This window comes from Actinomadura fibrosa (assembly GCF_900659615.1).
GTDB classification, from domain to species: Bacteria; Actinomycetota; Actinomycetes; order Streptosporangiales; family Streptosporangiaceae; genus Spirillospora; species Spirillospora fibrosa.
Window position 1 is genome coordinate 12485 of sequence record NZ_CAACUY010000069.1, and the last position, 26558, is coordinate 39042.

General features: G+C 71.9%; 18 protein-coding genes, 1 tRNA gene, 1 pseudogene and 1 riboswitch. Of the genes and pseudogenes, 15 read left to right on the forward strand and 5 right to left on the reverse strand.

Annotation, left to right across the window (positions count from 1 at the left end; genetic code table 11):
* Positions 1-20: 20 nt before the first annotated feature.
* Positions 21-1706: pseudogene (locus E1300_RS54015) on the reverse strand (zinc-ribbon domain-containing protein); the annotation flags it as partial.
* A gap of 72 nt (positions 1707-1778) precedes the next feature.
* Between E1300_RS54015 and E1300_RS23110 the strand changes: the two are divergent.
* Positions 1779-3380, forward strand: a complete 1602-nt coding sequence (locus E1300_RS23110) for a protein NO VEIN domain-containing protein (protein ID WP_131759140.1) — start codon at positions 1779-1781, stop codon at positions 3378-3380.
* 118 nt (positions 3381-3498) lie between these two features.
* Positions 3499-5433, forward strand: coding sequence for a DNA/RNA helicase domain-containing protein (locus tag E1300_RS23115; protein WP_242619340.1), 1935 nt, complete (start codon positions 3499-3501; stop codon positions 5431-5433).
* Positions 5434-5799: 366 nt separating this feature from the next.
* On the opposite strand, the gene E1300_RS23120 is transcribed toward E1300_RS23115, so the two are convergent.
* Positions 5800-5873 (reverse strand) — tRNA-Pro (locus tag E1300_RS23120).
* 98 nt (positions 5874-5971) lie between these two features.
* Here E1300_RS23120 and E1300_RS23125 point away from each other — a divergent pair.
* Positions 5972-6856, forward strand: a complete 885-nt coding sequence (locus E1300_RS23125; RefSeq protein ID WP_131759142.1) for a hypothetical protein — start codon at positions 5972-5974, stop codon at positions 6854-6856.
* Here the strand turns inward: E1300_RS23125 and E1300_RS23130 are convergent.
* Positions 6853-8187, reverse strand: coding sequence for a pyridoxal phosphate-dependent decarboxylase family protein (locus E1300_RS23130; RefSeq protein WP_131759143.1), 1335 nt, complete (start codon positions 8185-8187; stop codon positions 6853-6855). The two genes, E1300_RS23125 and E1300_RS23130, sit on opposite strands and share 4 nt — an antisense overlap.
* A 274-nt stretch (positions 8188-8461) precedes the next feature.
* On the opposite strand from E1300_RS23130, the gene E1300_RS23135 reads away from it, so the two are divergent.
* The 12 genes from E1300_RS23135 (at position 8462) to E1300_RS23190 (ending at position 24482) form a co-directional block, all read left to right on the forward strand.
* The gene (locus tag E1300_RS23135; protein WP_242619337.1) at positions 8462-10450 is read left to right on the forward strand and encodes a SpoIIE family protein phosphatase; all 1989 of its coding nucleotides are present in this window, start codon (positions 8462-8464) and stop codon (positions 10448-10450) included.
* Between the two features lie 482 nt (positions 10451-10932).
* A riboswitch (cyclic di-AMP (ydaO/yuaA leader) is annotated at positions 10933-11087 on the forward strand.
* A gap of 11 nt (positions 11088-11098) precedes the next feature.
* Positions 11099-11836: a CHAP domain-containing protein gene (locus E1300_RS23140; RefSeq protein ID WP_131759144.1), complete on the forward strand. Its 738-nt coding sequence runs from the start codon at positions 11099-11101 to the stop codon at positions 11834-11836.
* A gap of 201 nt (positions 11837-12037) precedes the next feature.
* Entirely contained in the window at positions 12038-14956 is a 2919-nt protein-coding gene (locus tag E1300_RS23145; RefSeq protein ID WP_131759145.1) for a bifunctional glycosyltransferase/CDP-glycerol:glycerophosphate glycerophosphotransferase, read from the forward strand.
* Positions 14940-16232, forward strand: a complete 1293-nt coding sequence (locus E1300_RS23150) for a glycosyltransferase (protein WP_242619338.1) — start codon at positions 14940-14942, stop codon at positions 16230-16232. Before E1300_RS23145 ends, E1300_RS23150 begins: the two co-directional genes overlap by 17 nt.
* A 23-nt stretch (positions 16233-16255) precedes the next feature.
* Positions 16256-17545, forward strand: coding sequence for an acyl-CoA dehydrogenase family protein (locus tag E1300_RS23155; protein WP_131759146.1), 1290 nt, complete (start codon positions 16256-16258; stop codon positions 17543-17545).
* Positions 17542-18327, forward strand: coding sequence for an SDR family oxidoreductase (locus E1300_RS23160; protein ID WP_131759147.1), 786 nt, complete (start codon positions 17542-17544; stop codon positions 18325-18327). The genes E1300_RS23155 and E1300_RS23160 overlap by 4 nt, the downstream gene beginning before the upstream one ends.
* Before the next feature lie 27 nt (positions 18328-18354).
* Positions 18355-18972: a TetR/AcrR family transcriptional regulator gene (locus tag E1300_RS23165; protein ID WP_131759148.1), complete on the forward strand. Its 618-nt coding sequence runs from the start codon at positions 18355-18357 to the stop codon at positions 18970-18972.
* Between the two features lie 57 nt (positions 18973-19029).
* Positions 19030-20184 carry an acetyl-CoA C-acetyltransferase gene (locus E1300_RS23170; RefSeq protein WP_131759150.1) on the forward strand — a complete coding sequence of 385 codons (1155 nt, stop codon included), beginning with the start codon at positions 19030-19032 and terminating at the stop codon, positions 20182-20184.
* A gap of 13 nt (positions 20185-20197) precedes the next feature.
* Complete coding sequence (locus tag E1300_RS23175) at positions 20198-21376, forward strand: NADH:flavin oxidoreductase (RefSeq protein WP_131759152.1); 1179 nt, start codon at positions 20198-20200, stop codon at positions 21374-21376.
* A gap of 34 nt (positions 21377-21410) precedes the next feature.
* Positions 21411-22406 (forward strand): SDR family NAD(P)-dependent oxidoreductase, encoded by a 996-nt coding sequence (locus tag E1300_RS23180; protein ID WP_131759153.1) that lies wholly within the window; start codon positions 21411-21413, stop codon positions 22404-22406.
* 103 nt (positions 22407-22509) lie between these two features.
* Positions 22510-23664: a CoA transferase gene (locus E1300_RS23185; protein ID WP_131759155.1), complete on the forward strand. Its 1155-nt coding sequence runs from the start codon at positions 22510-22512 to the stop codon at positions 23662-23664.
* On the forward strand, positions 23661-24482 hold the full coding sequence (locus E1300_RS23190) for an HTD2 family dehydratase (protein WP_131759156.1): 822 nt from the start codon (positions 23661-23663) through the stop codon (positions 24480-24482). The genes E1300_RS23185 and E1300_RS23190 overlap by 4 nt, the downstream gene beginning before the upstream one ends.
* A 7-nt stretch (positions 24483-24489) precedes the next feature.
* Here the strand turns inward: E1300_RS23190 and E1300_RS23195 are convergent, their stop codons facing one another.
* The gene (locus E1300_RS23195; RefSeq protein ID WP_131759157.1) at positions 24490-26169 is read right to left on the reverse strand and encodes a glycerol-3-phosphate dehydrogenase/oxidase; all 1680 of its coding nucleotides are present in this window, start codon (positions 26167-26169) and stop codon (positions 24490-24492) included.
* A 79-nt stretch (positions 26170-26248) separates the two neighbouring features.
* On the reverse strand, positions 26249-26558 hold a 310-nt coding region (locus E1300_RS23200), incomplete at its 5' end, for an FGGY-family carbohydrate kinase (protein WP_242619339.1).

Consider the following 26558-nt stretch of genomic DNA (forward strand, 5'->3'; position numbering starts at 1 on the left):
CCTATAGGTGAGCACTTGCGGCATCCGCGCCCAGCCATCCGGTTGCTGGCGGAGGCAGGCCATCTGTGGCCATTCCCGCAGATCCAAAGGTAAAGCTGGGAACTGAAGGCAGGGATGTCGGCCGGCGTGAGAGGCATGTTGCCATCGCTGTCCCACTCGCCAAGTAGCTCGTCGGAAGCGAGATCTGCGAGACTACGTCCTTTTGTTGGCCGTCGTCTAGCTTCCGTAGTCCGCTTGCGTCCGCAGATGGGGCAACCGTTCCCGTTGGCGCGGTGGGCGATCACCGCCTCCCATTGATGGCCGCACTCCTGACATATCCATTGTGCTGAATGACCTGATTTGGCATAGACGTCAGATGGTGGACGGTCATTGCTTGGAGCCCACGAGGCAATCAAGTGGGGAGCGAGATCGGCGAGAGACTTCCCTGGGCTGGGCTTGCGCCTTTTCGTGACCTGTCGAACTCTGGAACAGGGTGGACATCCAGTGCCGTCATGTACGCGATGGCCTGGCGTCGTGACCCAGGTCTCGTCGCAGTTGTTGCACTTCCAGCGCACACGGACACTGGACTGGGGGCTCACGGTATCCGCAGCCCAATCTCCGTCGAGGCACGTCATCCACTCGGCGGAAAGGTCCGGGTATCGAGCTGCCAGAGATTCATCGAAGGATGTTCGGCGGAGGTTATGGCCAGCTCGACGAGCTTGGCATGGTCGACATCCTGGAGTGCCCTGAGCCTTCGAGTTGATCGCGGAGGAGTAAGATTGTGCGCAGTAACAACATGTCCACCAAGCGCTCTGCTTGTTGCCGGGGCGGACGGTATGGGGATCTATTTCAGTATTGCGTGTCCAGTCCCACTCCTCCATGGTTTCGGGCCGCAGATCGACCAGGGACTCGCCGGGGCCTGCGATGGCCCGCGTACGCGCCGCCTGTCGGCGGGCGCATTGTCGACAACGCAACCGCCCGACAGTGACTGCGGAGATGAACGGGTGACGGGGTTCTCTGCAGTCGATGCAGGTGAACCAGGCTCGCTTATGACTTTTGGCGCGTACGTCGCGAGGCGAGAGGGAACCGTTGAGGCTTCGGTGCCAGAGCTTCGCCGCTTCAGGAGCGACTTCAGCCAAACTCGTCTTTGGGCTGGGCCGTGCTCGCCCGGCATTAGCGCGCTTGAGACTGCACGTGGTGCACAGGCCTAGGCCTTTAGTGCGATCGGCGATCCGTCGTTCGAACGAGGCGTCGCACTCTGTGCAGCTCCACCATGCCGATGCATTGGAGTGAGGAGCTGCCTGCGACGGCGTGACTTCTCCGTTGAGAGCCTGATCCCAGGAGGCTGCTACGTCAGGGCGGAGGGCAGCTAGCGAGGACCCGAACGGAACATGGCGCGGCGCAGGAAGTGAGCTACCACGAGCTTTCTTCAACCAGTTGTAGGCCGTGGAGCGGGAGACATTGAACAGCTTAGCGATCTGCTCGGTGCTCAACCGAGCACGTAGCTGGAGGAGTTCCTCATCATCGGGCTTCATCGCAGCCCATCTCCGATACGAGTGCCAGGGAAGGTATGTCCAGCTTGGAGTAGATCGCGGTGGGGGAAAGCGGATCGAGTGCGAGGTGGTTGTGATGGCGAAGCCGGCATGAGGGCAAGGGATAACAGTAAGCACTGACACTTCGGCGTGGTTCGTATGCCGCAGCAGTGCGAACTCGCAGTGAGGAGCCATGTTCGGGTGCGATGACGGTGGTCTCCGCGCCGAGCCGGGCGGGATGTCGGAGGTCGATGTCACAGTGTGCCCATGCAGGCGCTGGCGGACGATGGCGAGAAGTTGGACGCGGAGTACTCGGTTGAGGTCGAGCCGGGCGGGAGGCACTTGTCGCTGGTGCTGGAGAGCCAGTCAGGTGCCAATCACGGAAGGGGGCATCCGGCTCGCAATAGCGACTACCTGCGGACCCTCGACCTACTGTTGGTGCGCCTGAAGCGGCTGAACGCCGTGCTCGTGGACGGGCTCGTGGATACGCGGGCGACCCGCTCGCTGCCCGAGGCTGATCGCAGACTGTTCCCTGCGGCCATCCGGCTGGCCGATGAGCATGACCTGAAGGATCTCCGTGTGCTGTTGTGCCGTGCGCAGCGTGAGGTCGGTCGGGAGCCGGGTGCTCCACAGGGCCGTAACAACACCAAGCGAATCCGTCTGCGGCTGCAGGTCCCCGGCTACACGCTCGCAGATGCTACGGAACTCGCCGCCAGCCTGTCCTCGGCACTCCGCCCACAGGGAGCGGTAGAGCTGCAGGAAGCGAGCCCGTCGCCGAACGTTTCGGCGGCGTTCGCTGTGGCTCCGAGCGCGGCATCACTCGCTCAGGCGGAGAAGCGCGCCGCCGACGAGACCGCAGTCATGATGGTGCACGTTCCTCGGGCGCGCTACGCGCTGCTCAACTTGTCGGTGGGCCTGGATACCAACACCTGGGGTTTTCCGGGGAACCTGAGCTATCCGCCCTACGAGTACGTCATCTTCGGCGTCGGTGCCAGCCCACGAGTGCAACTGAACGAGTGGCTGAGTAAGAGCGCCACCCTCTACGTCTGCCAGGCGGGCGCCCGTCCTTACCAGGCAACGGCTCCGCACATGCCGGACGAGATCGCCGAGGGCAAGGTCAAATGGCTGACCCGGATCGGCTTCGAGCCGCTGGGACGGCTCGACGACGTTCCGCTCGGCGGCGACGGCCCGCTGTCGCGCGATGCCAGCGACGCCCTGCGCCGGTCGGGAACCCAGCGGGGCTTCGGCAGGATCGCCAGGGCGGACATGAACCTCATCTTCCAGTGGTTGGGGCTCACCGCAGCAACCCTTGAGCGAGGCGTTCCGCGAGTGTCCTTCAGCCAGACGGCTCCAGTGACCGTCGGTAGCCCCCCTCGCCAGCGCGGAGCCGGCCGTTCCGGCGTCGGCCGGCAGGCGGACCCTGCCAAACGGCGTGCCATCGAGCAGCGTGCCGTAGAGATGGCCAAGGAGCACTATGCGGCCGAGGGGTGGGAGGTCGAGGAACTGGGCAAGCCCTATGATCTGCGGCTCACGAGGCATGGCGCCGAACGACATGTCGAGGTCAAGGGCACAACCGGTGCGCTTGGCTCGGTCGAACTGACCATCAACGAAGTGCTGCACGCCCGCGAGTTCTCCGACGTTGACCTGTGCGTCGTCACTGACATCACCGTCACCGAGGTCGCCCCCGCGGCCGAGCTGGGTACGCGCCCCGGCGTCGAGGCCACGAACGTCCGCTGTTACGTCGCCAGTGGAGGCACCTTCCACATCTGGCCCGACTGGTCGCCTGCTGACGAGGATCTCAGGGCGACTCGGTTCGAGTACCGCGTCCCCCCTCAGCCCGATCAGGCGCTCCCGGCTGATCAGTTCTGAGCACGGGGCGGTGCAAGTGGTCCTGGATAGGCTTTAGTCGGTTCCCTGCGGGCGGCTAGGAGACGTGAGGGTGAGACCGCGTTACGCGTTGGCGTGTTCGGCTGCGGAGTTGAACGAGATGGATAGCGAACATCTCGCGCGGTTACTGCGTGCCCGTGTCCGGCGGATCTTCAAAGCGGCAGCAACGAAGCAGGAACTGCAGTCTTGGCGCGTCAGCCCCAAGACCGTCGCGAAGGTCTTGGTGGACGCAGGGCTGGGCGAGGTGATCGTGCTCTTGGAGATGAGCACGCTTGCCAGCGATGCCCGCATCGACATGCTGCTGGTCGGTTCCCATCCGGAGTGCGGTGAGCTGTCCGTGGTGGTGGTGGAGAACAAGCAGTGGTCCCGGCTCCATGTCATCCGCGGTACACGTCGCGTCGTGCACCCCGGCTCTCGCCCGGAAGGCAGCCAGCATCCGGTAGAGCAGGTGTGGGACTACTGCCGGACCTTGCAGCACCATCTCCCCATGCTGCACCGACGCTTCCACGGACTGGTCAATCTCCATCAGGCCCCGAGCGGAGAGGTCGCCAAGCTCATCCCGCCGGCCTGTGAGCTGCGTTCCGAGGTCGACCTGGCGCGTATGCGCATCTTCGGCGAAGCCCCGGACGCCCGCCGGGAGATGGGGGAGTTCCTGGCCTGCATTCTGAGCGGCGAGAACGCCGCGCATCAGCACCGGTTGATCGACCAGGCGCACGTCCGTCCGAGCGAGGCGCTCATGCTCGCCGCCCAGGAAGCTGTGCGCGGACGAGCGCTGTTCACGCTGCTCGATGAGCAGCGGGCAGCGGTCGACCGCGTGTTCCAGACGGTGGAGGAGGGTTTCACCGAGGACAACAAGCAGGTCTTCATCATCACCGGGGGTCCCGGCACGGGGAAGTCGGTGCTGGCCTTGGAACTGCTCGGCATGCTCAGCGCTGTCGGCAGCGCAACGGTGCACGCCTCGGGCAGCAACGCCTTCGCCCGAACGCTACGAGAGCACGTCAAGGGACGCCGCGGCGGCGTGGACTCGATCTTCACCTACTTCCACCAGCATCGTCGCCGGACACGCAACCATTTGAACGTACTGATCTGCGACGAGGCCCATCGTCTCCGTAAAGACTCCAACCTGCGCTACGACGCGGTAGAGGACCGATCTGACACCCCTCAGATCCAGGAACTGATCGACGCGGCTCGCGTGCCGGTCTTCCTTCTGGACCCCCGCCAAGTCGTTCGGCGCGACGAAGTCGGCACCCCAGAGGAGATCCGTCGAGTCGCGTTGGAGATGGGTATCGCTGAGGGCAACATCCACTCGATCGAGCTGTCCCTGCAGTTCCGGCAGCACCTGTGTCCTGAGTACGTCTCCTGGCTCGAAGACCTTCTCGGTTACGAGGAGGCCACCCCCCGCCCCTGGGAGCCAAGCGAGGGATTCCATCTGCTGCGAGCCGACAACCCGCAGCAGATGGAGGACTACCTGCGCTTGCAGATCGCTCTAAATCGCACCGCACGCATCACCGCTGGCTACTGCTGGAGATGGACGAAGGAAGCCCAGCCAGGCGGACGACTCGCCGACGACATCCGCATCGACGGCTGGAAGCACCCTTGGAACGCCGACAAGCCCATAAGCAAGAACAACATCCCCGGCAAGGACATGTGGGCCACCGACCCGCACGGCTTCGAACAGGTCGGCTGCATCTACACGGCACAAAGCCTCGACTGGGACTACACCGGCGTCATCATGGGCCCCGACTACACCTGGCGCGGCAACCACTGGCTCGCCGCCAAGAACCAGGATCCCGCGGCCGGGGGTCCCGACCGGCACCAGCTCGTACGCAACATCTACCGCGTCTTGGCCACCCGTGGGAAGTACGGCGCCATCCTCTACTCCACGGACCCCGGCACAAGAGCGCTCCTCGCCGAGCTAGGTGTGCCTCCCGTGACACAGGCGAGAGCAGCGCTCCAAGAACAGCACCAGGACTTGGCAGAGGCAGTAGCGCGAACAGACGATCACTCCAACCCCACGCAAGGCGAGCTGTTCTGAGGCACAGGTAGGAGTCTCGCGGTATCGGTGGCGAACAGTGGCGCTTGTCGCCCGCGCCTGGCCTGTCACGAGGCACCACAGGCGGTCGCTCGGCGCCTCGCATGACGGAACCAGCTGGCGACGCCTGGATGATCAGGCTCGTCCCCGTGCTTGTCGCCGTCTACAACGGTCGCTGGCTCCATCGGCCGCTCACCGACCGGCATCGGTCTATCGCGGCGTCCTGGCTCAATCCCCGCGCCTGAGCGATCGTCGGTCCCCAGATGGTCCCCGGCTACGCGCCGTGTAAGCGACGTAGGCGATACGAGAGAAAACGACGAAGCCCCGTTGACCTTGGCTTATGCCGAAGTCAGCGGGGCTTTTTCTGTGTCGGGACGGCGGGATTTGAACCCACGACCCCTTGACCCCCAGTCAAGTGCGCTGCCAAACTGCGCTACGTCCCGGTGCCTGCCGCGGCAGGCGTGTTTACTGTAGCGCAGTCCGGGGGGTCGTGCGTACCGGGTTAGGGCGGGGCGGGGGCGCGGTCTGGTAGGCATGGCGGGTGTTCTCCTTGGTGGCGCGGGCCGGGCTGGCCGTGGTGGTCGGGGTCCTGGCGTGCGGGTGCGAGACGGGCGGGCCGGCCGGTGGTGGAGGGGGGCGGTCGGTGAGCGGCGCTCCGAGTGCGGGGACGCCGTGGGCGCGGCCGTCGGTGACGCGGCCGCGGGTGCCTGAAGGGGTGCTGGCGTCGTACGTGGTCTTCGACGTGAAGCGGAAGCGGACGCTGGTCCAGTACCGGCCGCGGCAGGTCTTCCGGTCGGCGTCCGTGGTGAAGATCCTGCTGGCGCTCGACTACCTGCGGGAGCACGAGGTGTCGGCGGCCGATCGGGCGCTGCTGGGCGTGATGCTGCGGTCGAGCGACGACAAGGCGGCGACGGAGTTCTGGCGCAGGGGCGGGCAGGCGCGGGTCATCGAGCGGATGGTTCCGAGGGTGGGGTTGACGGAGACGGCTCCGCCGCCGGCGGACAAGCCTGGTTTCTGGGGGTATACGGCGCTCAGCGCGGAGGATGTTGTCCGGACTTATCGGTATCTGTTGGAGAAGGCTCCCCGGGAGCATCGCGAGTTCGTGCTGGGGGAGTTGCGGAAGTCGACGAAGTGCGGGACGGACGGGTTCGACCAGTCGTTCGGGATCCCGCGGGCCTTGGAGAAGCCCTGGGCGGTGAAGCAGGGCTGGTCGGGGTTCGGGGACGTGCCCGCGGTGCCGTGCAAGGGGAACGTGCGGGGGGCGTCGGTGCCGTTGGGGATCGGACGGCCCGTGCTGCACACGACCGGCGTCGTCGGTGATCGCATCGTGGTGGTGCTGACCTTGCAGCCGGCCGGGACGTCCTTCGGGACGGCGTCGGAGCGGGTGACCGCGTTGACGAGGCAGGTCTACCGGGCCGCGGGTTAGCTCTTCTGGAGGGCCTGGAAGACGCGGTCCACGTCGGTGTCGGTGGTGCGCCAGTTGCTGAACGCGGCGCGGATGCCGGGGGTGCCCCACAGGACGGTGGGGGTCAGGAAGGTCTCGCCGGAGGCGGCGACGGCGTCCAGGATCTCGGACGGGTCGCGGGTCTCGGGGGTGAAGCAGACGACGTTGAGGCGGACGGGGGCGAGGAGGCGCCAGCCGGGGGCGGCGTCCAGGAGGGCGCCGAGGCGGTGGGCCTGGGCGATGTTGCGTTCGACGATGGCGCGGTGGCCGTCGCGGCCGTAGGCGCGGAGGGTGAACCAGGTCGGGAGGGCGCGGAGGCGGCGGGAGCTCTCCGGGGTGAGGTGGACGGGGTCCTCGCCGGGGTCGCCGAGGTAGGCGGCGGCGCTCTGGAAGACCCGGATCTGGAGGTCGCGGCGGCGGGTGAACTGGACGGCGGAGTCGTAGGGGACGTTCAGCCACTTGTGGAGGTCCACGCAGACGGAGTCGGCCTCGTCGAGGCCGGCGACGAGGTGGGCGTGGGCGGGGGAGAGGGCCGCGAAGCCGCCGAACGCGGCGTCCACGTGGAGCCAGAAGCGGTGTCTCGTGCGGAGCGCGGCGATGGCGCGGAGGTCGTCGAAGTCGACGGTGTTCACGGTGCCGGCGTTCGCGACGACGATGGCGGGGCGGCCGCCGAGGGCGGTGAGGGCCGCGTCGAGGGCGTCCACGTCGGCGGCCTCGCGGCCGGGGAGCGTGGGGGTCGTGCGGACGGCGTTGCGGCCGAGACCGAGCATGGACAGCGCCTTGTAGGTGCTGGAGTGCGGGGACGCGGAGAGGACGGGGACGTCGCCGAGCGCGGCGGCGCCGTCCTCGGCCACGGAGACGCCGAGGGTCTCGCCGAGCCATTCGCGGGCGACGGCCAGGCCGACCATGTTCGACATCGTCGCTCCGGACACGAACATGCCGGTGTGGGACGGGAGGCCGAACAGTTCGGCGAGCCAGCCGACGGCCTCGCGTTCGAGGGCGGGAGCGGACGAGTCGATGCGGGTCGCGGGGTTCTGGTCGAGGACGGCGGTGAGCCAGTCGCCGGCGAGGGACGCGGGGGTCGCGCCGCCGGTGACGAAGCCGAGGTAGCGGGGGCCGGCGCTGCCCGCGAAGCCGGGCTCCCAGCGTCCGGCGAAGTCGGCGAGGGCGCCGTCGAGGCCGGCGGGGGCCGGAAGGGGGCGCGGCTCGGTGGGAGCGGGCGGGACGGCGGCCGGGCGGTCGTCCAGCGTGGCGAGGAGGTCGGCGGCGTAGCCCGACAGGAGGCCGGGCAGGTGGGCGAGATCGTCGTGCATGGGGACTCCTGCGTGGGTGGTTGCCGTCCACGCTAGGGAGGCCGCGGAGGGGCTGTCGCGATCCAATCCGGGGAAGTGGTCTGGGGCGGTGACGCAGGTCACACGGTCGGGTTGGGATGTACCGGGGGAAGGTCACCGGAACCGGTCGGCATCGGGAGGAACGAAAAGGCGCCTTAAAGATCCGGGCTGATTACCAGATGAGGGTGAATAGGCGTTCCTCGGCGTATGTAGCTTTTTGCTTTTGGGGGGCATGTCGTGCGGAACGGGGGGTTCGGTGACGGACGCTGACGGCACGCCGGTGGAGCCCGGCGGGCCCCGGGAGGGGCCGCCGGCGGAGACCGGCGCGCCTCCGGGGGCGGGCGTCCTGCCGCAGATGCCGTCGGGCGTGCACGCGGCAGTGCCGGGGGTGGAGGACCTGCGGGGGGCCGCGCACGACCGCGCGGTGCTGGCCGAGGCGCGGGTGGTGCTCGCGCGGCGGCTCGGCGTCCCGCCGGGGGAGGCGTTGCAGCATCTGATCTGGCTGGCCCGCGACCTGGACCTGGATCTCGCCGCGGCCGCCGCGCTGGTGGTGGGCGGGCGCGACCGGGTCGCCGGGGGCGCGGTGGCGGACGAGGCGGTGAGCGGCCGGCGTCCGCCGCGGGCGGCGGGGGCGGAGGACCGGCGGACGGTGGTGTCCGAGGCTCAGGACGTCCTGCGCCGGGTGACGGCCGAGAACACCGCGGGCGACGCGGAGATCCTGGCGGAGGTGCCCGAGGACCCGGTGGCGCAGGCGATTTTGGACGCCGCGCTGGACGGGGCGGCGCAACTGGTGCCCGTGCGTGGGGAGGAGGGGAAGGTCGTCGACTTCCTCTACGCGGGGGTCAACGATGTGGCCTGCGACCTGTTCGGCCGTGGCGCGGAGGAGCTGACCGGGCAGCGGCTCCTCCAGACGGACCCCGGGGCGGTGCTGAGCGGGCTTTTCGACGCCTATGTGGAGGTCCTGGAGAGCGGGACTCGCATGGAGCGTCCGTCGATCGACTACACGACCGCGCAGTCGGGGCTGTCCCGGTCGACGCGGATGAGCGTGCGGTGCGTCCAGGTGCCGACGGGTGTGTGCGTGACGTGGCGGTACCACAGTGAGGAGGACCGCCAGGCGATGCGTCTGGAGCGGGTGGAGCGGCTGGCCCTGCTCGGGTTCGGTGAGTGGGACCTCGCCACGGGAGAGGCGGACTGGACGCCGCAGATGCTCGCCAACTACGGGCTCCACCCTGACGAGGTGCCGCCCATGCCCGATGACCTTCCCAAGGTGGTGGCGGACGACGACCTCCCGCTGGTGGAGGAGGCCGTGCAGACGCTGTTCTCGCGCAGGGAGCCGGTGGAGGCGGAGCACCGCGTCATCGGGCAGGACGGGACGGCGCGGCACCTGTGGGTGTTCGCCGAGCCGGTGCTGGACGCGAGCGGGCTGCCCGTCTCGATCAACATCGTGTCGCAGGACGTCACGCGGCGCCGGGGCATCGAGCGGGCGCTGGCCGAGACCCGCCGCCTGATGCTGGAGCAGCAGGCGCAGACGGCGCAGGAGCGGCGGGTGGCGGTGACGCTGCGCCGGGCGATCCTGCCGGACGAGCACGAGCTGGACCCGCTGCCGGGGCTGCGCATGGCGGTCCGCAGCCTGGCCGCGGAGAGCGCCGCCCGCATCGGCGGGGACTGGTTCGCGACCCGGGCGATGCGGAACGGGCGGGCGCTGTTCGCGATCGGGGACGCGGCGGGGCACGGGCTGCCGGCCACGGCGGCGATGGCCCGCATGCGCAACGGGCTGCTCGGGCTCGCCTGCACGGAGGACCCGCCGGACCTGCTGATGGGCTGGCTGAACGAGCTGGTCGAGCACATGGACCCGCCCGCGACGGGCACGGCGGTCGTCGCGGAGTACGAGCCGCGCCGCCGCCTGCTGGAGTGGACGTGCGCGGGGCATCCGCCGCCGATCCTGGTCCGCGGCGGCCGGGCAGCGCCGCTGGAGATCGTCCCGGACCCGATGCTCGGCGCCCTGTCGGACTGGCCGTACACGCGGATCCGCACGCGGCTCAGCCCGGGTGACCTGATCTTCCTCTACACCGACGGCCTGGTGGAGCGCAGGGACGCCGACCTGGACGAGCGGATCGGGCGGCTCACGCGGATCCTCCAGGACTGCTCGGCGGAGCCCGAACCGGTCCTGGACGAGGTGCTGGCGCGCATGGGGCACGACCGCGCGGCCGACGACACGACGATGTTCGCCGTGCGGGTGGAGTGACGCACGACACGTTTGATGCGATATGGGTCGCGGAGTGTGACCTGCGACGCGTTCCTCAGGGTCTGACGATCTTGATGGCGGGGCTTCGCCAAGGCTCCTTTACCCGGGTGCGGGGCGCGGCCGGCGGCTTTTCCGGAAGCCTCGGATCGCCTGTGCGATCGGGGCTGAGGGGCAGTCGCCGCCGTCCCCGGGCAGGGGGGCTGTGAAGATCGGGAAGACCTGGCCGAGCCGGGGCGTTGACACTCTCTTGAAAGGCCCTTGAGCAGGCAGGACAGTGCTTTGTCGCTGGTTTGCTTTTGCTGGGAAGGTTGATACCTTCTCTCCGAATCTCGCAACGCGTTCCATGCGTTGTAGCCGGCCGTGCGAGGGCGCGGCCGCAGGTCGCGGAGCGGTATCCGCACGCGACGCGCGCCGGAGTGATGCGCGCCCCCTCCATAAAAGATCAGTCGCTGAGACATATCCGCATACATGGCACCGCTCTCCCGCGGTGCAGGCCGAGTCCGCTCCGGTCGCACGACCGGACGGAGCCGGGGACCCAGGTTCCAGGGGTGAATCGGCGCGCCCGACAGGGCCGCCGTAGGGCAGCTTCCATGCCCGAATCCGTCAGCTAACCCGGTAGGCGTCATGGAAGACAAGGAGATTCCCTGCATGACCGGTCGATTCGATCGTCTTTCGCTGAACCTGAAGAGCCTGACCGCCGAGGACAGGGCCGTCGGCGTCGCCGTCGGCGCGGTCCTGGCCGGCGCCATCGGGCTCAGCGTCTTCAACCCCCTGCCGGGCGCCAGCGCGACCGCCGAGACCCCGGCGCAGGCCGCCGCCGCGCAGGGCACGTCGTCCGAGGGCGCCGTCTCGGCCACGGCCGAGGCGCGGCGCGAGGGCTTCCGGGTGGCCCCGCACCGGGTCAAGGCGTCCGAGGTCATCAAGATGGCGGAGTCCCAGATCGGCGTCCACGAGGGCGCCGGCGGGATGACCAAGTACCACCGCTGGTACGTCTCGACCCCGCACGCCAAGGCCACCGCCAGCCGTGACGGCGGCCGGGTCGCCGAGTACAACGGCGCGAGCTGGTGCAACATGTTCGTGTCCTGGGTCGGCGCCCAGGTCGGCGCGCAGGGCATGGGCTGGGACGCCTACACCGTCCAGCACGCCACGTGGTTCAAGAAGAGCGGCAAGTGGGGCACCACGCCGAAGCCCGGCGCCGTCGTCTTCTTCGACTTCAAGGACGGCCGCAGCGGCGGCATCAGCGGTATCGAGCACGTCGGCTTCGTCAAGAAGGACAACGGCGACGGCACGATCACCACCGTCGAGGGCAACACCGGCAACGCCGTCAAGGAGAAGGTCCGCAAGGAGTCGCAGGTCGTCGGCTACGGCTACCCCGACTACCGCTGACGCTGGCACACCGGGCGGATCGCCCGGCCCCGATGGAGCGCCTCGGAAGGCGCCCGGCCGCACGCCGGGCGCCTTCCGGTGTTTCTGGGGTATTCGGCGGTAATGCAAAGTCTTGACGACCTTTGATCGTGCTTGGACCTCCCCGCGGCGTTCCTGGAAAGGAATCCCGAACAGCCGGAAGTGGAGGGAGGGCCCACGCGGGTGCGCCCGGATGCCAGTGTCGTGGTCATCGCCTACAACGACGCGCGGCGGCTGCCGCGGGCCGTCGGCTCGGTGCTGGCCCAGTCGCTGGGCGGCGTCGAGACGGTGATCGTGGACGACGCGAGCACCGACGGCACCGGCGAGGTCGCCGACCGGCTCGCCGCGGCCCATCCGGGACGGGTCCGGGCGGTGCACCTGCCGTCCAACTCGGGCGGCTGCGGCCGTCCCCGCAACGCCGGGGTCGAGCGGTCGGACGGCCGGTACGTGATGTTCCTCGACAGCGACGACGTGCTGGACCGGCATGCCTGCCTCAACCTGGTGTCCGCCGCCGGGGAGACGGGCGCGGACCTGGTGTCGGGCCTCTGCGAGCGGATCTTCCTGGACCGGCCCGAGGGCGCCAGGGACAGGATCAAGCCCTGGTACCCGTGGCTCTACAGGCGCAGCGCCGTGTACGGGTCGCTGCGGGAGCGGCCGGACCTGCTCTACGACACGCTCTCGACCAACAAGGCCTACCGCCGGGAGTTCCTGGAGGAGAACGGGCTCCGCTTCACCGAGCGGCTGCACTACGAGGACCTGCTGTTCAGCGCCGAGGCGTACCTGGCGTCCGGGCGGACCGCGCTGATCCCGCACCGCGTCTACCACTGGCTGGTGAGGGAGCGGGCGGTCGCGCCGTCGATCTCCAACCGGCGCGCCGAGCTGGCCAACTTCGCCGACCGGCTGGAGATCCACCGCCGCATCGACATGCTGTTCGCGCTGCGCGGCGCCTACGAGCTCCAGCGGGTCAAGGACGCCAAGTTCGTCAACCACGACCTGCTGCTCTACCTGCGCGAGCTGCGCGACCGCGATCCGGCCTACCGGGCGCGGTTCCTCGATCTCGCGGCCGGCTACCTGGCCGAGCTGGACCCGCGGGTGTTCGAGCGGGCCAATCCCATGCCGGCGATCGCGGCGTTCCTGGTCCGGGAGGGCGACCACGCGGGGGCGCTCGCGGCCGCCGAGTACGACCGCGGCAAGCGGCCCGAGCTGCGCGCCCCGCTGGTGGAGCGGGACGGCAGGATCTTCTGGGGCGGGCTCCCGCCCGCCGATTCGCCCGGTGGGCCCCTGGCGGTCAGGGCTCGCATCCCCCTTCCAGGAGGTGCCGGGCGGCGCGTCCTGGACGTGACCGACTTCGGCTTCCACCAGCGGCCCCTCAAGGAGATGCGGCCGGCCAACACGGTGACGCGGCTGGAGATGCGCGGCGGCGTCGTCCACATGGCCGGGCACGTGCTGAACCCGCTGGGCCGGGTGCCCGCGGGCGCCGCGCTGTCGGCCACGCTGGAGTTCTTCGACCGGCGCCGTCCGGGCCGCAAGCAGCGGGCGAAGGCGCGGATCGAGCACCGGGGCGGGCGCCTCGCCTGGCGGGCCGCGTTCGAGCCCCGGCGGCGGATCCGCCCCTTCGGGTTCGTCGATCCCGTGTGGGACGTGCGGCTCCGCGTCCGGGCCGGCGCCGAAGAGATGATCACCTGTCCCGGGGACGGCGCCGGGTCGCCGCCGCTGGCGGGGGTCGCCTTGCCGGTGCGGCCGCGGCTGACGCGGCTCGCGGGGGACCGGCTCCGCTCGTACGTCACGGAGGGCGGGCACCTCGCGTTCCTGCTGGAGGGCGGCCTGCCGTGGGGGCGCCCGGCCAGGGCCGCCGTGCTGCGGGCCGCCGGGACGCCGACGGGACGGGAGGCCTGGCGCCGGGTCAGGCGGCTGCACCGGTCCGCGCGGCACCTGCTGACGTCCCGGTCGACCAAGGCCCGGGTGTTCAACCGGGTGCTGAGCCGGCTGCCGGTCCGGGCGGGCCAGGTGGTGTTCGAGTGCCACCTCGGCGCCCGCTACGCCGACAACCCGAAGTACATCTACCGGGAGCTGCGCCGCTCCGGCGGGCCCTTCCGCGCGGTGTGGTCGTACGCGTCGTCCCCGAAGGGGTTCCCGTCCGACGCCGTCCTGGTCAAGCGGGGCTCGTGGGCCTACTACCTGGCGCTGGCGCGGGCCCGGTTCTGGGTGGACAACCAGGGCTTCCCGGACGGGCTGCGCAAGCGGCGCGAGACGACCTACATCCAGACCTGGCACGGTTCGGCGTACAAGCGGATGGGCATCGACCAGCCGCGGCTCAAGTGCGGGCCGGAGGCCGAGCGGGCGCGGCTCCAGCGGATGGTGGACCGCTTCGACTGCTTCCTGGTGCGGTCCGAGCACGACGTCGCGACGCTGGTGCGGGGGCTCGGCGTCCGCTCGGAGCTGCTCGCGGCGGGCTACCCGCGCAACGACCCGCTGGTCGGCGGGCTGGACGGCGACCCGGAGCTGGCGGCCGAGGTGGCCGAGCTGCGCCGCTCCCTCGGGCTCGGCGACGGGCGGCGGGCGGTGCTGTACGCGCCGACGTTCCGCACCGGGCCCGGCGGACGGCCGGTCCGCCGGATGGACCCGCCCATCGACCCGGCGGTGTTCGCCCGGGAGCTGGGCGACGAGATGGTGTTGCTCGTCCGGCCCCACTACCTGTGCACGACCAGGCTGCCGCCGTCGGCGCGCGCCGTCATGCGCGACGTCGGCGCCGTGCCCGACGTGACCCCGCTGCTGCTCCTCGCGGACGCGCTGGTCACCGACCATTCGTCGATCATGTTCGACTACGCGCTGCTGGACCGGCCGATCGTCCTGCACCTGCCGGACGAGCCCACCCTCGGCGCCGGCTACTTCGACCTGGAGCGGCACGCCCCCGGGCCGATCACCAGGACCGAGGAGGAGCTCGTCGCCGCGCTAGCGGGCCTGGACGCCGCGGGCGCCGCGCACGCCGGGCGCCGCCGGGCGTTCGCGCGGCGGTTCGGCGAGCACGACCGCGGGACGGCCGCCCGGACGGTCGTCGAACGCTACTTCTCCGGAGGGGGGCGACGTGGCGGCACCGCGTGACGTCTTCATCGTCTGCAACAACGTCGACGACATGGGGGGCCTCCAGCGCTGGGCGCACCACATGGCGCGGCTGCTGGCCGCCCGGGGCGACCGGGTCGTCCTCGTCGGCGTCACCCGCGGGACCGACCGGCACGACCACCACCGGGACGGCTCGTACGCCGTCGAGGTGCTCCACCGGGAGTGGCGCCTGCCCGTGCTCGCCTGGCGGCCGGAGACGCCGCGGCACCGCCTCGACCTGCCGGCGCGCGTCCGCGACCTGCGGCGGTCCGCGGCGCAGCGGCGCGGTGCCGCGCGCCTGTCGGAGCTGTTCGCCGCCGCCCGCCCCGGCGCGGTGGTGATCGTCGCGCAGGTGTGGGCGATGGAGTGGGTGCGGCTCGCCGACACCCGCGGGCTGCGCGTGGTGGGGATGAGCCACGAGTCGTACGCGGCGACGCGCCGGTCGTCCCGCTACCGGCGGGTCAAGGAGCTGTACGCGGACGTGGACCGGCTGCTCCTCCTCACTGCCGAGGACGCCGACGCCTGGGCCCGCGACGGCATGAGCAACGCCGACCACGTCCCGAACGCGCTGCACGTCCGGCCGAAGGTCCACCCCACGCTCGACCTGCCGGTCGTCGCCTGCGTCGGGCGCCTGTCCTACGAGAAGGGCGTCGATCTGCTGCTGGAGGCCTGGGAGCGGGCGGTCGCGGGGCGTCCCGGCTGGCGCCTGCACGTCTACGGCGCCGGGCCGCAGGAGGATGAGCTGTGCGCTGCGGCGGCCACGGCCGGGCTGGCGGACTCGGTCGAGTTCCGCGGCGTGGTGGACGACGTGGAGGACGCGCTGGTCGAGGCGTCGGTGTTCGCGCTTCCGTCCCGGGCCGAGGGCTTCCCCATGTCGGTGTTGGAGGCGATGGCCTACGGGCTGCCGTCCGTGGCGTTCGACTGCGCGCCGGGCGTCCGGGCCCTCATCGAGGACGGGCGGGACGGGCTGCTCGTCCCGCCCGGCGACACCGCCGCGTTCGCCGCCGCGCTCGGACGCCTGATGGACGACCGGGACCTGCGCCGGTCCCTCGGGCGCGAGGCCCGCGCGTCGGTCGAGCGGTTCCGGCCGGAGACGGTGCTGGCGCGCTGGGACCGGCTGTTCGACCTGCTCCACAGCACCCTGCCGGCGCGGGACGAGGCCGTCCCGGAGGAGGCGGTGCCGGGTCAGGCGCCCCTCGGCCGTGCGGGGGAAGGGGCGTTGCCCGTCCCGGAGGGAGCGGTGGTGTCGGGTCCCGCGCTGGAGGGTGATTCTTTCTAACAACCGTTTGGTAGAGTGCGGGCGTGGACGAGTACGAGGCCCCCGCGGACCGGGCGTTCCGCGCCGAGGTCCGCGACTGGCTGGAGACCGCCCTGTCGGGCGACTTCGCGCACGCCCGCGGGCTCGGCGGGCCGGGCCGCGAGCACGAGGCGTTCCCCGAGCGGCTGGCCTGGGAGCGCCACATGGCCGCCGGGGGGTGGACGTGCCTCGGCTGGCCCGAGGAGCACGGCGGGCGCGGCGCCACCGTCGCGCAGCAGGTGATCTTCAACGAGGAGTACGCGCTCGCGAACGCCCCCGCCCGGGTCGGGCACATCGGCGAGAACCTGCTCGGCCCGACGATCCTCGCGTTCGGGACGGACGCGCAGCGCGCCCGCTTCCTGCCGCCGATCGCGGCGGTCGAGGAGCTGTGGTGCCAGGGCTACTCCGAGCCCGACGCGGGCTCCGACCTCGCGAACGTGCAGACGCGGGCGGCGCTCGACGGCGGGGACTGGGTGATCGACGGCCAGAAGGTGTGGACGTCGCTGGCCGTCGAGGCCGACTGGTGCTTCGCGGTCTGCCGCACCGAGCCCGGCTCGTCCCGCCACCGCGGCCTGTCGTACCTGCTGGTCCCGATGCGGCAGCCGGGCGTGGACATCCGGCCGATCGTCCAGCTCACCGGCACGTCCGAGTTCAACGAGGTGTTCTTCGACGGCGCCCGGACGGACGCGGCGAACATCGTCGGCGCGCCCGGCGACGGCTGGAGGATCGCGATGGCGACGCTCGGGTTCGAGCGGGGCGTGGCGACGCTCGGCCAGCAGGTCGGGTTCCGCCGGGAGCTGGACGGGGTGGTCGAGCTGGCCCGCCGCACCGGCGCGATCGACGACCCGCTGCTGCGCGACCGGCTCGTCCGCGCGCACATGGGCCTGGAGATCATGCGGCTGAACGCGACGCGGACGATGGCGGGCGTCGAGGCCGGGGCGCCGGGCCCCGAGTCGTCGATCTCCAAGCTCGTCTGGGGCACCTGGCACCGCGAGCTCGGCGAGCTGGCCATGGACGTCCTCGGCGCCGCCGGGACGGTCGCGGACGGCGCGCCCTACGAGCTGAACGACTGGCAGCGGCTGTTCCTGTTCTCCCGCGCCGACACGATCTACGCAGGGTCGAACGAGATCCAGCGCAACATCATCGCCGAGCGCGTCCTCGGCCTGCCCCGCGACCCGGCCCCGGCCGCGTCCGCCCCGACCGCGTCCACGTCGAGCGCGTCCACTTCGAGTGCGTCCACGTCGAGCGCGTCCACTTCGAGTGCGTCCACTTCGAGCAGGGAGGCCCGCGGATGACCGCCGCCCCGCCCCCGTACGTCCCCGGGCACGGCCTGCTGCGGGACCGCGCCGTCGTGATCACCGCGGCGGCCGGTGCCGGGATCGGCGGCGCCGTCGCGCGCCGCTGCCTGGAGGAGGGCGCCCGCGTCGTGGTCTCGGACGCGCACGAGCGGCGGCTCGCCGCGTCCGCGGCGGAGCTGGAGAAGGAGTTCGGCGCCGACCGGGTCGGGTCGCTGCCCTGCGACGTCACCGCCGAGGACCAGGTCCAGGCGCTGTACGCGCACGCGCTGGAGCGGTTCGGGCGGATCGACGTCGCGGTCAACAACGCCGGGCTCGGCGGGACCGCGGACCTCGCCGACATGGCCGACGAGCAGTGGAGCCGCGTCCTCGACGTCACGCTGAACGGCACGATGCGCTGCACCCGCGCCGCCCTGCGGATCATGCGGGACCAGGGCGCGGGCGTGATCGTCAACAACGCCTCGGTGATCGGCTGGCGGGCGCAGAAGGGCCAGTCCCACTACGCCGCCGCGAAGGCAGGGGTCATGGCGCTCACCCGCTGCGCCGCGCTGGAGGCCGCGGACTTCGGCGTCCGCGTCAACGCGGTGTCGCCGTCCCTCGCCATGCACCCGCACCTCGTCAAGGTGACCTCGGAGGACCTGCTGGAGGAGCTGACGCGCCGGGAGGCGTTCGGACGCTACGCGGAGCCGTGGGAGGTGGCCAACGTTATCGTCTTCCTGGCCAGCGACTACTCCTCGTACATGACGGGCGAGGTCGTCGCTGTGTCGTCCCAGCATCCCTAGCGCCCTCCCAGCACCCCGAGGAAACCGATGAGTCCACGACGGCGCGACGCCGAGGGCACCGCCACCGCCCGCGCGCAGCGGCGGGCCGAGTTGCTCGCCACCGCGGCGGAGGTGTTCGCCTCCCAGGGCTACGCCGCCACCACCGTCCGGAAGGTGGCCGACGCCGCCGGGATCCTCGGCGGCAGCCTGTACTACCACTTCGACTCCAAGGAGTCGATGGCCGACGAGATCCTCTCGACCTTCCTGAACGAGATGTGGGCCGCCTACGACCGCGTCCTCGCCGCGGGGCTCGGCGCGCGGGAGACCCTGGAGGCCATCGTCGTGGAGTCGTTCCGCTCCATCGACCGGCACCGCCCCGCGGTCGTGCTCTACCAGAACGAGTCCAAGCACCTTGCGAACTCCGAGCGCTTCCGCTACCTCCTCGACTCGCACCGGCGGTTCGAGGAGATGTGGATGGCGCTGCTCGCCCGGGGCGTCCGGGAGGGCGCCTTCCGCGCCGACCTCGACCGGACGCTCGTCTACCGCTTCATCCGCGACACCGTCTGGGTCGCGGCGAACTGGTACCAGCCCGGCGGGCGGCTGCCCGCCGACGATATCGCCAAGCAGTACCTCGCCATGGTCCTGGAGGGCATCCAGGCGAGCTGACCTCTAGCCCCCCGCGCACCGACCCCCGCGAAGCCGACCCCCGCAGAGGAGACCCCCATGGCCGAGGCCTACATCGTCGAAGCCGTCCGCGCGCCGGTCGGCCGGCGCGGCGGCGGGCTCGCCGGCGCGCACCCCGCCGACCTGGGCGCGCACGTCCTGACGGCGCTGATGGACCGCTCGGGCGCCGACCCGGCCGCGGTCGAGGACGTCGTGTTCGGCTGCGTGGACGCCGTCGGACCGCAGGCCGGCGACATCGCCCGCACCTGCTGGCTCGCGGCCGGGTTCCCCGAGGAGGTCCCCGGCGTCACCGTCGACCGCCAGTGCGGCTCGTCGCAGCAGGCCGTCCACTTCGCCGCGCAGGCCGTCCTGTCCGGGACGTCCGACATGGTCGTGGCGGGCGGCGTGCAGAACATGTCGCAGATCCCGATCGCCTACGCGATGACGGCCGCCGAGCCGCTCGGCTTCACCGACGGCCCCTACAACGGCTCCAAGGGGTGGGTGCGCCGCTACGGGAACGGCGAGGTGTCGCAGTTCGCCGGCGCCGAGATGATCGCCCGGGACTGGGACATCTCCCGCGAGGAGATGGAGGCGTTCGCCTACGAGTCGCACCAGCGGGCGATCCGCGCGATCGACGAGGGACGGTTCGAGCGCGAGATCGTCCCGTACGAGGGCGTCGCCGCCGACGAGGGGCCGCGCCGCGACACCACCCTGGAGAAGATGGCCGGCCTGAAGACGCTGGTGGACGGCGGGCGCCTCACCGCGGCGCTGTCGTCGCAGATCTCCGACGGCTCCGCGGCGCTGCTCATCGCGTCCGAGCGCGCGGTCCGCGACCACGGGCTCACGCCGCGCGCCCGGATCCACCACCTCTCCGCGCGGGGCGAGGACCCGATCCGGATGCTGTCCGCGCCGATCCCCGCCACGGCGTACGCGCTGAAGAAGACCGGGATGACGATCGGCGACATCGACGCCGTCGAGATCAACGAGGCGTTCGCCCCGGTCGTGCTCGCCTGGCTGAAGGAGACCGGCGCCGACCCTGCCACGACGAACCCGAACGGCGGCGCGATCGCGCTCGGGCACCCGCTCGGCGCGACCGGCGCCCGCCTGATGACGACGCTCCTGCACGAGCTGGAGCGGACGGGCGGCCGCTACGGCCTCCAGACGATGTGCGAGGGCGGCGGCCAGGCCAACGTCACGATCATCGAGCGCCTCTGATCCGGGGTCCCCGATGGACGTCTTCGAGAAGGCCCGCCTCGGGCCCGTCACGCTGCGCAACCGTGTGATCAAGGCCGCGACGTTCGAGGGCCGGACGCCCGAGTCCCTCGCCACCGACGGCCTGATCGAGTACCACCGCCGGCCCGCCGCCGGGGGGGTGGGCATGACGACCGTCGCGTACTGCGCCGTCGCCCCCGAGGGGCGCACGGAGCGGCGCCAGATCTGGATGCGCCCGGAGGCCGTCCCGGGGCTCCGGCGGCTCACCGACGCCGTCCACGCCGAGGGCGCCGCCGCGTGCGCCCAGATCGGGCACGCCGGACCGGTCTCCGACCGGAGCTCGACCGGGCTCACCGCGCTGTCGGCGGGGCGCTTCTTCAATCCCCTCGGCATGCGCTTCACCCGCGCCGCCACCCGCGAGGACATCGAGCGCGTCACCCGCGACCACGCCGCCGCCGCGCGCCTCGCGATCGAGGCGGGCTTCGACGCCGTGGAGATCCACTTCGGCCACAACTACCTGGCCAGCTCGTTCCTCAGCCCCCGGCTCAACAAGCGCGACGACGGCTACGGCGGGCCGATCGCGAACCGGGCGAAGGTGGCGCTCGGCATCGCCCGCGCCGTCCGCGACGAGGTCGGGGACCGCATCGCCGTGACCGCCAAGCTGAACATGCGGGACGGCGTGCCGGGCGGGCTGGAGGTGGACGACAGCCTCCAGGTGGCGCGCTGGCTCCAGGACGAGGGGACGGTCGACGCCCTGGAGCTGACCGCGGGAAGCTCCCTGCTCAACCCCATGTACCTGTTCCGCGGCGACGCGCCCGTCCCCGAGTTCGCGGCCAACTTCCGGCAGCCGCTGCGGCTCGGCATCCGCCTGTCCGGGACGAGGTTCCTTCGCGCCTATCCCTACAAGGACGCGTTCCTGCTGGAGCACGCCCGCCGCTTCCGCGCCGAGCTGAACCTTCCGCTTATCCTGCTCGGCGGCATCACCACGCGCGAGACCATGGACCTCGCGATGGCGGAGGGCTTCGAGTTCGTCGCCATGGCCCGCGCGCTGCTCCGCGAGCCCGACCTGGTCAACCGGCTCGCCGCGGACCCGTCCACCCCGTCCCTGTGCGTCCACTGCAACCGATGCATGCCGACGATCTACACCGGGACCCGCTGCCCCCTCGTCCCCGCCGAGCCCGGAGCGGCTGTTTGACCTGGAGCATGCTCCAGGTCATAGCGTTCGGATCATGACGACGACACCTCAGCACAAGATCGGATCCGGTTTCGGGGCGAAGAGCACCGCTGCGGAGGTGGTGCGGGGGATCGACCTGTCCGGCAGGCTCGCCGTCGTGACCGGCGGCTACTCCGGGCTCGGCCTGGAGACGACGCGGGCGCTGGCCGGCGCGGGCGCCCACGTCGTGGTGCCGGCGCGGCGGCGGGCGGTCGCGGAGGAGGCGCTCGCCGGCATCGGCGGTGTCGAGGTGGACGAGCTGGACCTCGCCGACCTCGGCAGCGTCCGCGCGTTCGCCGACCGGTTCCTCGACTCCGGACGCGGCATCGACCTGCTCATCGGCAACGCCGCGATCATGGCGTGCCCGGAGACCCGGGTGGGGCCGGGGTGGGAGGCGCAGTTCGCGACCAACCACCTGGGGCACTTCGCGCTGGTCAACCGGCTGTGGCCCGCGGTCCGCGAGGGGGCCCGCGTGGTCTCGGTGTCCTCGGCCGGGCACCACTTCTCCGGCATCCGCTGGGACGACCTCCACTTCGAGCGCGGCTACGACAAGTGGGAGGCCTACGGGCAGGCCAAGACCGCGAACATCCTGTTCGCCGTCCACCTGGACGCGCTCGCCAAGGACGCCGTGCGGGCCTTCTCCCTGCACCCGGGCAGCATCCTCACGCCGCTCCAGCGGCACCTGCCGAGGGAGGAGATGGTCGAGCGCGGCTGGATCGACGAGGACGGCAACTCCCTCGAACTGCCCTACTTCAAGACGCCCGAGCAGGGCGCGGCGACGTCGGTGTGGGCGGCGACGTCGCCCCGGCTCGACGGCATGGGCGGCGTCTACTGCGAGGACTGCGACATCGCCGAGCCGGCTCCGGCGGACGTCCCGGAGACCACGGGCCGGACGTCGGGCGAGGACGAGCCGCCGCGCGTCGGCGTGCGCGCCTACGCCGTCGGCCCGGAGCAGGCGGCGCGGCTCTGGACGGTCTCGGCCGAGCTGACCGGCGTGAACGCGTTCGCCTGACCGCGCCGCGCCCCCCGGGTGTCGTGCTCGGGGGCGCTCTGCTCCATAATCATATGAAATATATGGGAGCAGGGAGCGGGCGCATGCGCGAGGCGGAGACCTGATGGCGGCGATGCTGGAGGGGCTGCGGATCGTCGAGATCTCCAGCTTCGTCGCGGCCCCGCTCGGCGGCATGACGCTCGCCCAGCTCGGCGCCGACGTCGTCCGGGTCGACCCCCTCGGCGGCGCCGCCGACACCGGGCGCTGGCCGCTCGCCCCGTCCGGGACGAGCCTGCTGTGGACCGGGATGAACAAGGGCAAGCGGTCGGTCACCGTCGACTTCCGCTCACCGGAGGGACGCGACGCCGTGACGCGGCTGGCCGCCGACGCGGGGATCGTCCTGACCAACGCCGTCGGGCGGGGATGGCTGTCGCACGCGGCGCTCGCGGAGGCGCGGCCCGACCTGATCCACCTCCAGATCGAGGGCCGCCACGACGGCGGTGCCGCCGTCGACTACACCGTCAACGCCGAGATCGGGTTCCCGCTGGTGACCGGGCCCGCCGACCACGCCGGGCCGGTCAGCCACGTGCTGCCCGCCTGGGACGTGGCGTGCGGGCTGTACGCGGCGGTCGGGCTGCTGGCGGCCGAGCGGCGCCGGTCGCGGACGGGGGAGGGCGCGCGGATCAGGCTGCCGCTCTACGACGTCGCGCTCGCCACCGCCGGGAACCTCGGCTTCCTCGCGGAGGCGCAGCTCGGGCGGGAGCGGCCGCGCATCGGCAACCACCTGTTCGGCGGGTTCGGCCGCGACTTCGCGGTCGCGGGCGGCGGCCGGGTCATGGTCGTCGCGCTGACCGGTCGGCACTTCGCCGACCTGTGCGCCGCGACCGGCCTGGCGGAGACCGTCGGCGAGCTGGAGCGGCTGCTCGGCGCCGACTTCGCCGTGGACGGCGACCGCTACCGGTACCGCGAGGCGCTCGCGGCGCTCGTCGCCCCGTGGTTCGCGGCGCGGACGCTGCCCGAGGTCGAGTCGGCGCTGTCCGGCACGTCCGTGCTGTGGGCGCCCTACCGGCGGTTCACCGAGCTGGACCTCGACGGCAACCCGATGATGGGCGAGATCGACCAGCCCGGCGTCGGCCGCCTGCGCGCCCCGGCGTCCCCGCTCGACACGGGGGAGCGCGAGGCGGTCCCCGCGCCCGGGCTCGGCGAGCACACCGACGAGGTGCTGGCCGCCCTCGGCCTGGACGTCGCGGACCTGCGCGCCAAGGGGGCGGTCGCGTGATCGACGTCGCGGGCTGGGCCCCCGGGCCGCGGGAGACGACCGAGGTCATCGACGCGGCGCCGTCCATCGCCTTGGCGGGCCTGCTCGATGTCGAGCCGCCCGGCGGCGAGCTGCCTCCGCTGTGGCACTGGCTGCACTTCCTCGACCGGCCCGCGCAGCGCGAGCTGGGCCCGGACGGGCATCCGCGCGCCGGGCACTTCCTGCCGCCGATCCCCGGCAGGCGCCGGATGTTTGCCGGCGGACGGTTCCGCTCCGCCGCGCCGATCCGGATCGGCGACACCATCACCCGCCGGGCCGAGCTGGCCTCCACCGCCCTGAAGCACGGGCGGAGCGGCGAGATGCTGTTCGTCACCGTCCGGCACACGTTCCTCCGGGACGGGGCGGAGGTCGCGGTCGAGGAGCAGGACCTCGTCTACCGCAGCGGTGACGCGGCGGCCCGTCCGGCGGAGGTGTCCTTCGAGGCACCGGCCGCGGACGCCCCGTGGACGCTTGCCGTGACGGCCGATCCGGTGCTGCTGTTCCGGTTCAGCGCGCTCACCTACAACGCGCACCGCATCCACTACGACGAGAGGTACGCCACCGAGGTCGAGGGCCATGGCGGTCTCGTCGTCCACGGGCCGCTGCTCGCGATCCTGTGCCTGGAACTGCCGCGCCGGGCGGGCGTGAAGGTCGCCGAACTGTCGTTCCGGGCGCGGCGTCCCGTCTACGCGGGGCAGCCGTTCGCGGTGACCGGCTCCCCGGACGGCCCGCTGGCCGTCGAGGCGCCCGGCGGCGTCACCGCGATGACCGCCGCGTTCCGCCCGCAGGTCGCAAGCTAGGACGGCCCTAGGCGGCTGGGACCGGCGGCTCGGCGACCGGAGGCTCGGCGATGGCCGGGCCGCCCGCCCGCTCCGCACGCACCTGGAGCACGTACCGCTTGACCTCGTCGGCGATCTCCTCGGCGCCCCAGCCCAGGTGCGGCGCGACGAGCTCGGCGACGCGGGCGGCGGCGGCCGCGCCCCCGTCCCACGCCTCGATCGAGACCCGCAGCCTGCGGGCGAGGATGTCCTCCAGGTGGAGCGCTCCTTCGTGCGTCACGGCGTAGACGGCCTCGGCGCACAGGTAGTCCTCCGCGCCGGGGACGGGCGCGCCGAGCGCGGGATCGTCCGCGACCAGCGCCAGGACCTCGGTGGCGCAGGAGCCGTAGCGCCGCAGCAGGTGCTCCACGCGGGCGACGTGCAGGCCGGAGCGGGCGGCGAGCCGCCGCCGCTCGTTCCACAGCACCTCGAAGCCGATCGCGCCGAGGATCGGCAGCCGGGCGGTGACCGACTCCGGCACCGCGTCGTCCAGGCCCTCGGCGACGACGTCCACCGCGTCCTTCGCCATCACCCGGTAGGTGGTGAACTTTCCGCCCGTCACCACGACGAGGCCGGGCACCGGCTCGGCGACGGCGTGCTCGCGCGACAGCCGGGCCGTGTCCTCCACCTCGCCGGACAGCAGCGGCCGCAGCCCCGCGTACACGCCCTCGACGTCGGCGCGGGTCAGCGGGACGCGCAGCACGGCGTTGGCCTGCTCCAGCAGGTAGTCGATGTCGAAGTGGTCCGCGACGGGCTCGTCCGGGCCGCGGTCCCACGGCGTGTCGGTCGTGCCGACCAGCCAGTGCCGCCCCCACGGGATGACGAACAGCACGCTCCGCTCGGTCCGCGTGATCAGGCCGGTGTCCATCCGGATCCGGTCGCGCGGCACCACCAGGTGGACGCCCTTGGACGCCTGGACGGAGAACGTCGCCCGCGACCCGGTCATCGCCTGCGCGCCGTCCGTCCACACGCCGGTCGCGCACACGACCCGGCGGGCCCGGACGTCGGTCTCCCAGCCGGTCTCCAGGTCCACGACGCGGGCGCCGGTGACCCGCTCGCCCTCGCGCAGGAACCCGGTGACCTCGGTGCGGGTGGCGACGCGGGCGCCGTACTCGGCGGCGGTCCGGGCGACCATCATCGTGTAGCGCGCGTCGTCCACCTGCGCGTCGTAGTACTGGATCGCCCCGACGAGCGCGTCGCCGCGCAGCGCGGGGGCCTCGCGCAGCGCGCCGCGCCGGGTGAGCTGCCGGTGCCGGGGCAGCGACCGCGCGCCGCCCATCGTGTCGTACAGGGTGACGCCCGCGCTGACGTACGCCCGCTCCCACATCCTGCTCCGCAGCGGGTACAGGAACCGGACGGGCCGGACGAGGTGGGGCGCGAGCTGCCGCAGCAGCAGGCCGCGCTCCCGCAGCGCCTCCCGGACCAGCCCGAAGTCGCGCTGCTCCAGGTAGCGCAGCCCGCCGTGCACGAGCTTGCTGGACCGGCTGGAGGTCCCGGCCGCCCAGTCGCGCGCCTCGACGAGCGCGACGGACAGGCCCCGCGAGATCGCGTCGAGGGCGGCGCCGGTGCCGACGATGCCGCCGCCGACGACGAGGACGTCGAACTCCGTCGCGCCGAGGTCGCGCAGGACCTCCTCGCGGTACTGCGGTCCGAGGGCTGTCGATGTCACTGGTCGCTCCTGGTGAGTGGACGGTCTGGGTGCGGGCGGGCCGGCGCCGGGTCCGGCCCGCCCGCGGGGTTCGGTGCCGTCAGTCGACGTCGACCCAGTCGAGGGTCCGGTCGACGGCCTTCTTCCAGCCGGTGTAGCCGGCGTGGCGCTGGTCGTCGTCCCAGGTGGGGTGCCAGCGTTTGTCCTCGTTCCAGTTCTGGCGGAGTTCGTCGGTGGTGCTCCAGAAGCCGACGGCCAGGCCGGCGGCGTAGGCGGCGCCCAGGGCGGTGGTCTCGGCGACGACGGGGCGCGAGACCGGGACGCCGAGGATGTCGGCCTGCATCTGCATGCACAGCTCGTTGGCGGTGACGCCGCCGTCGACCTTGAGCACGTCCAGGTCGACGCCGGAG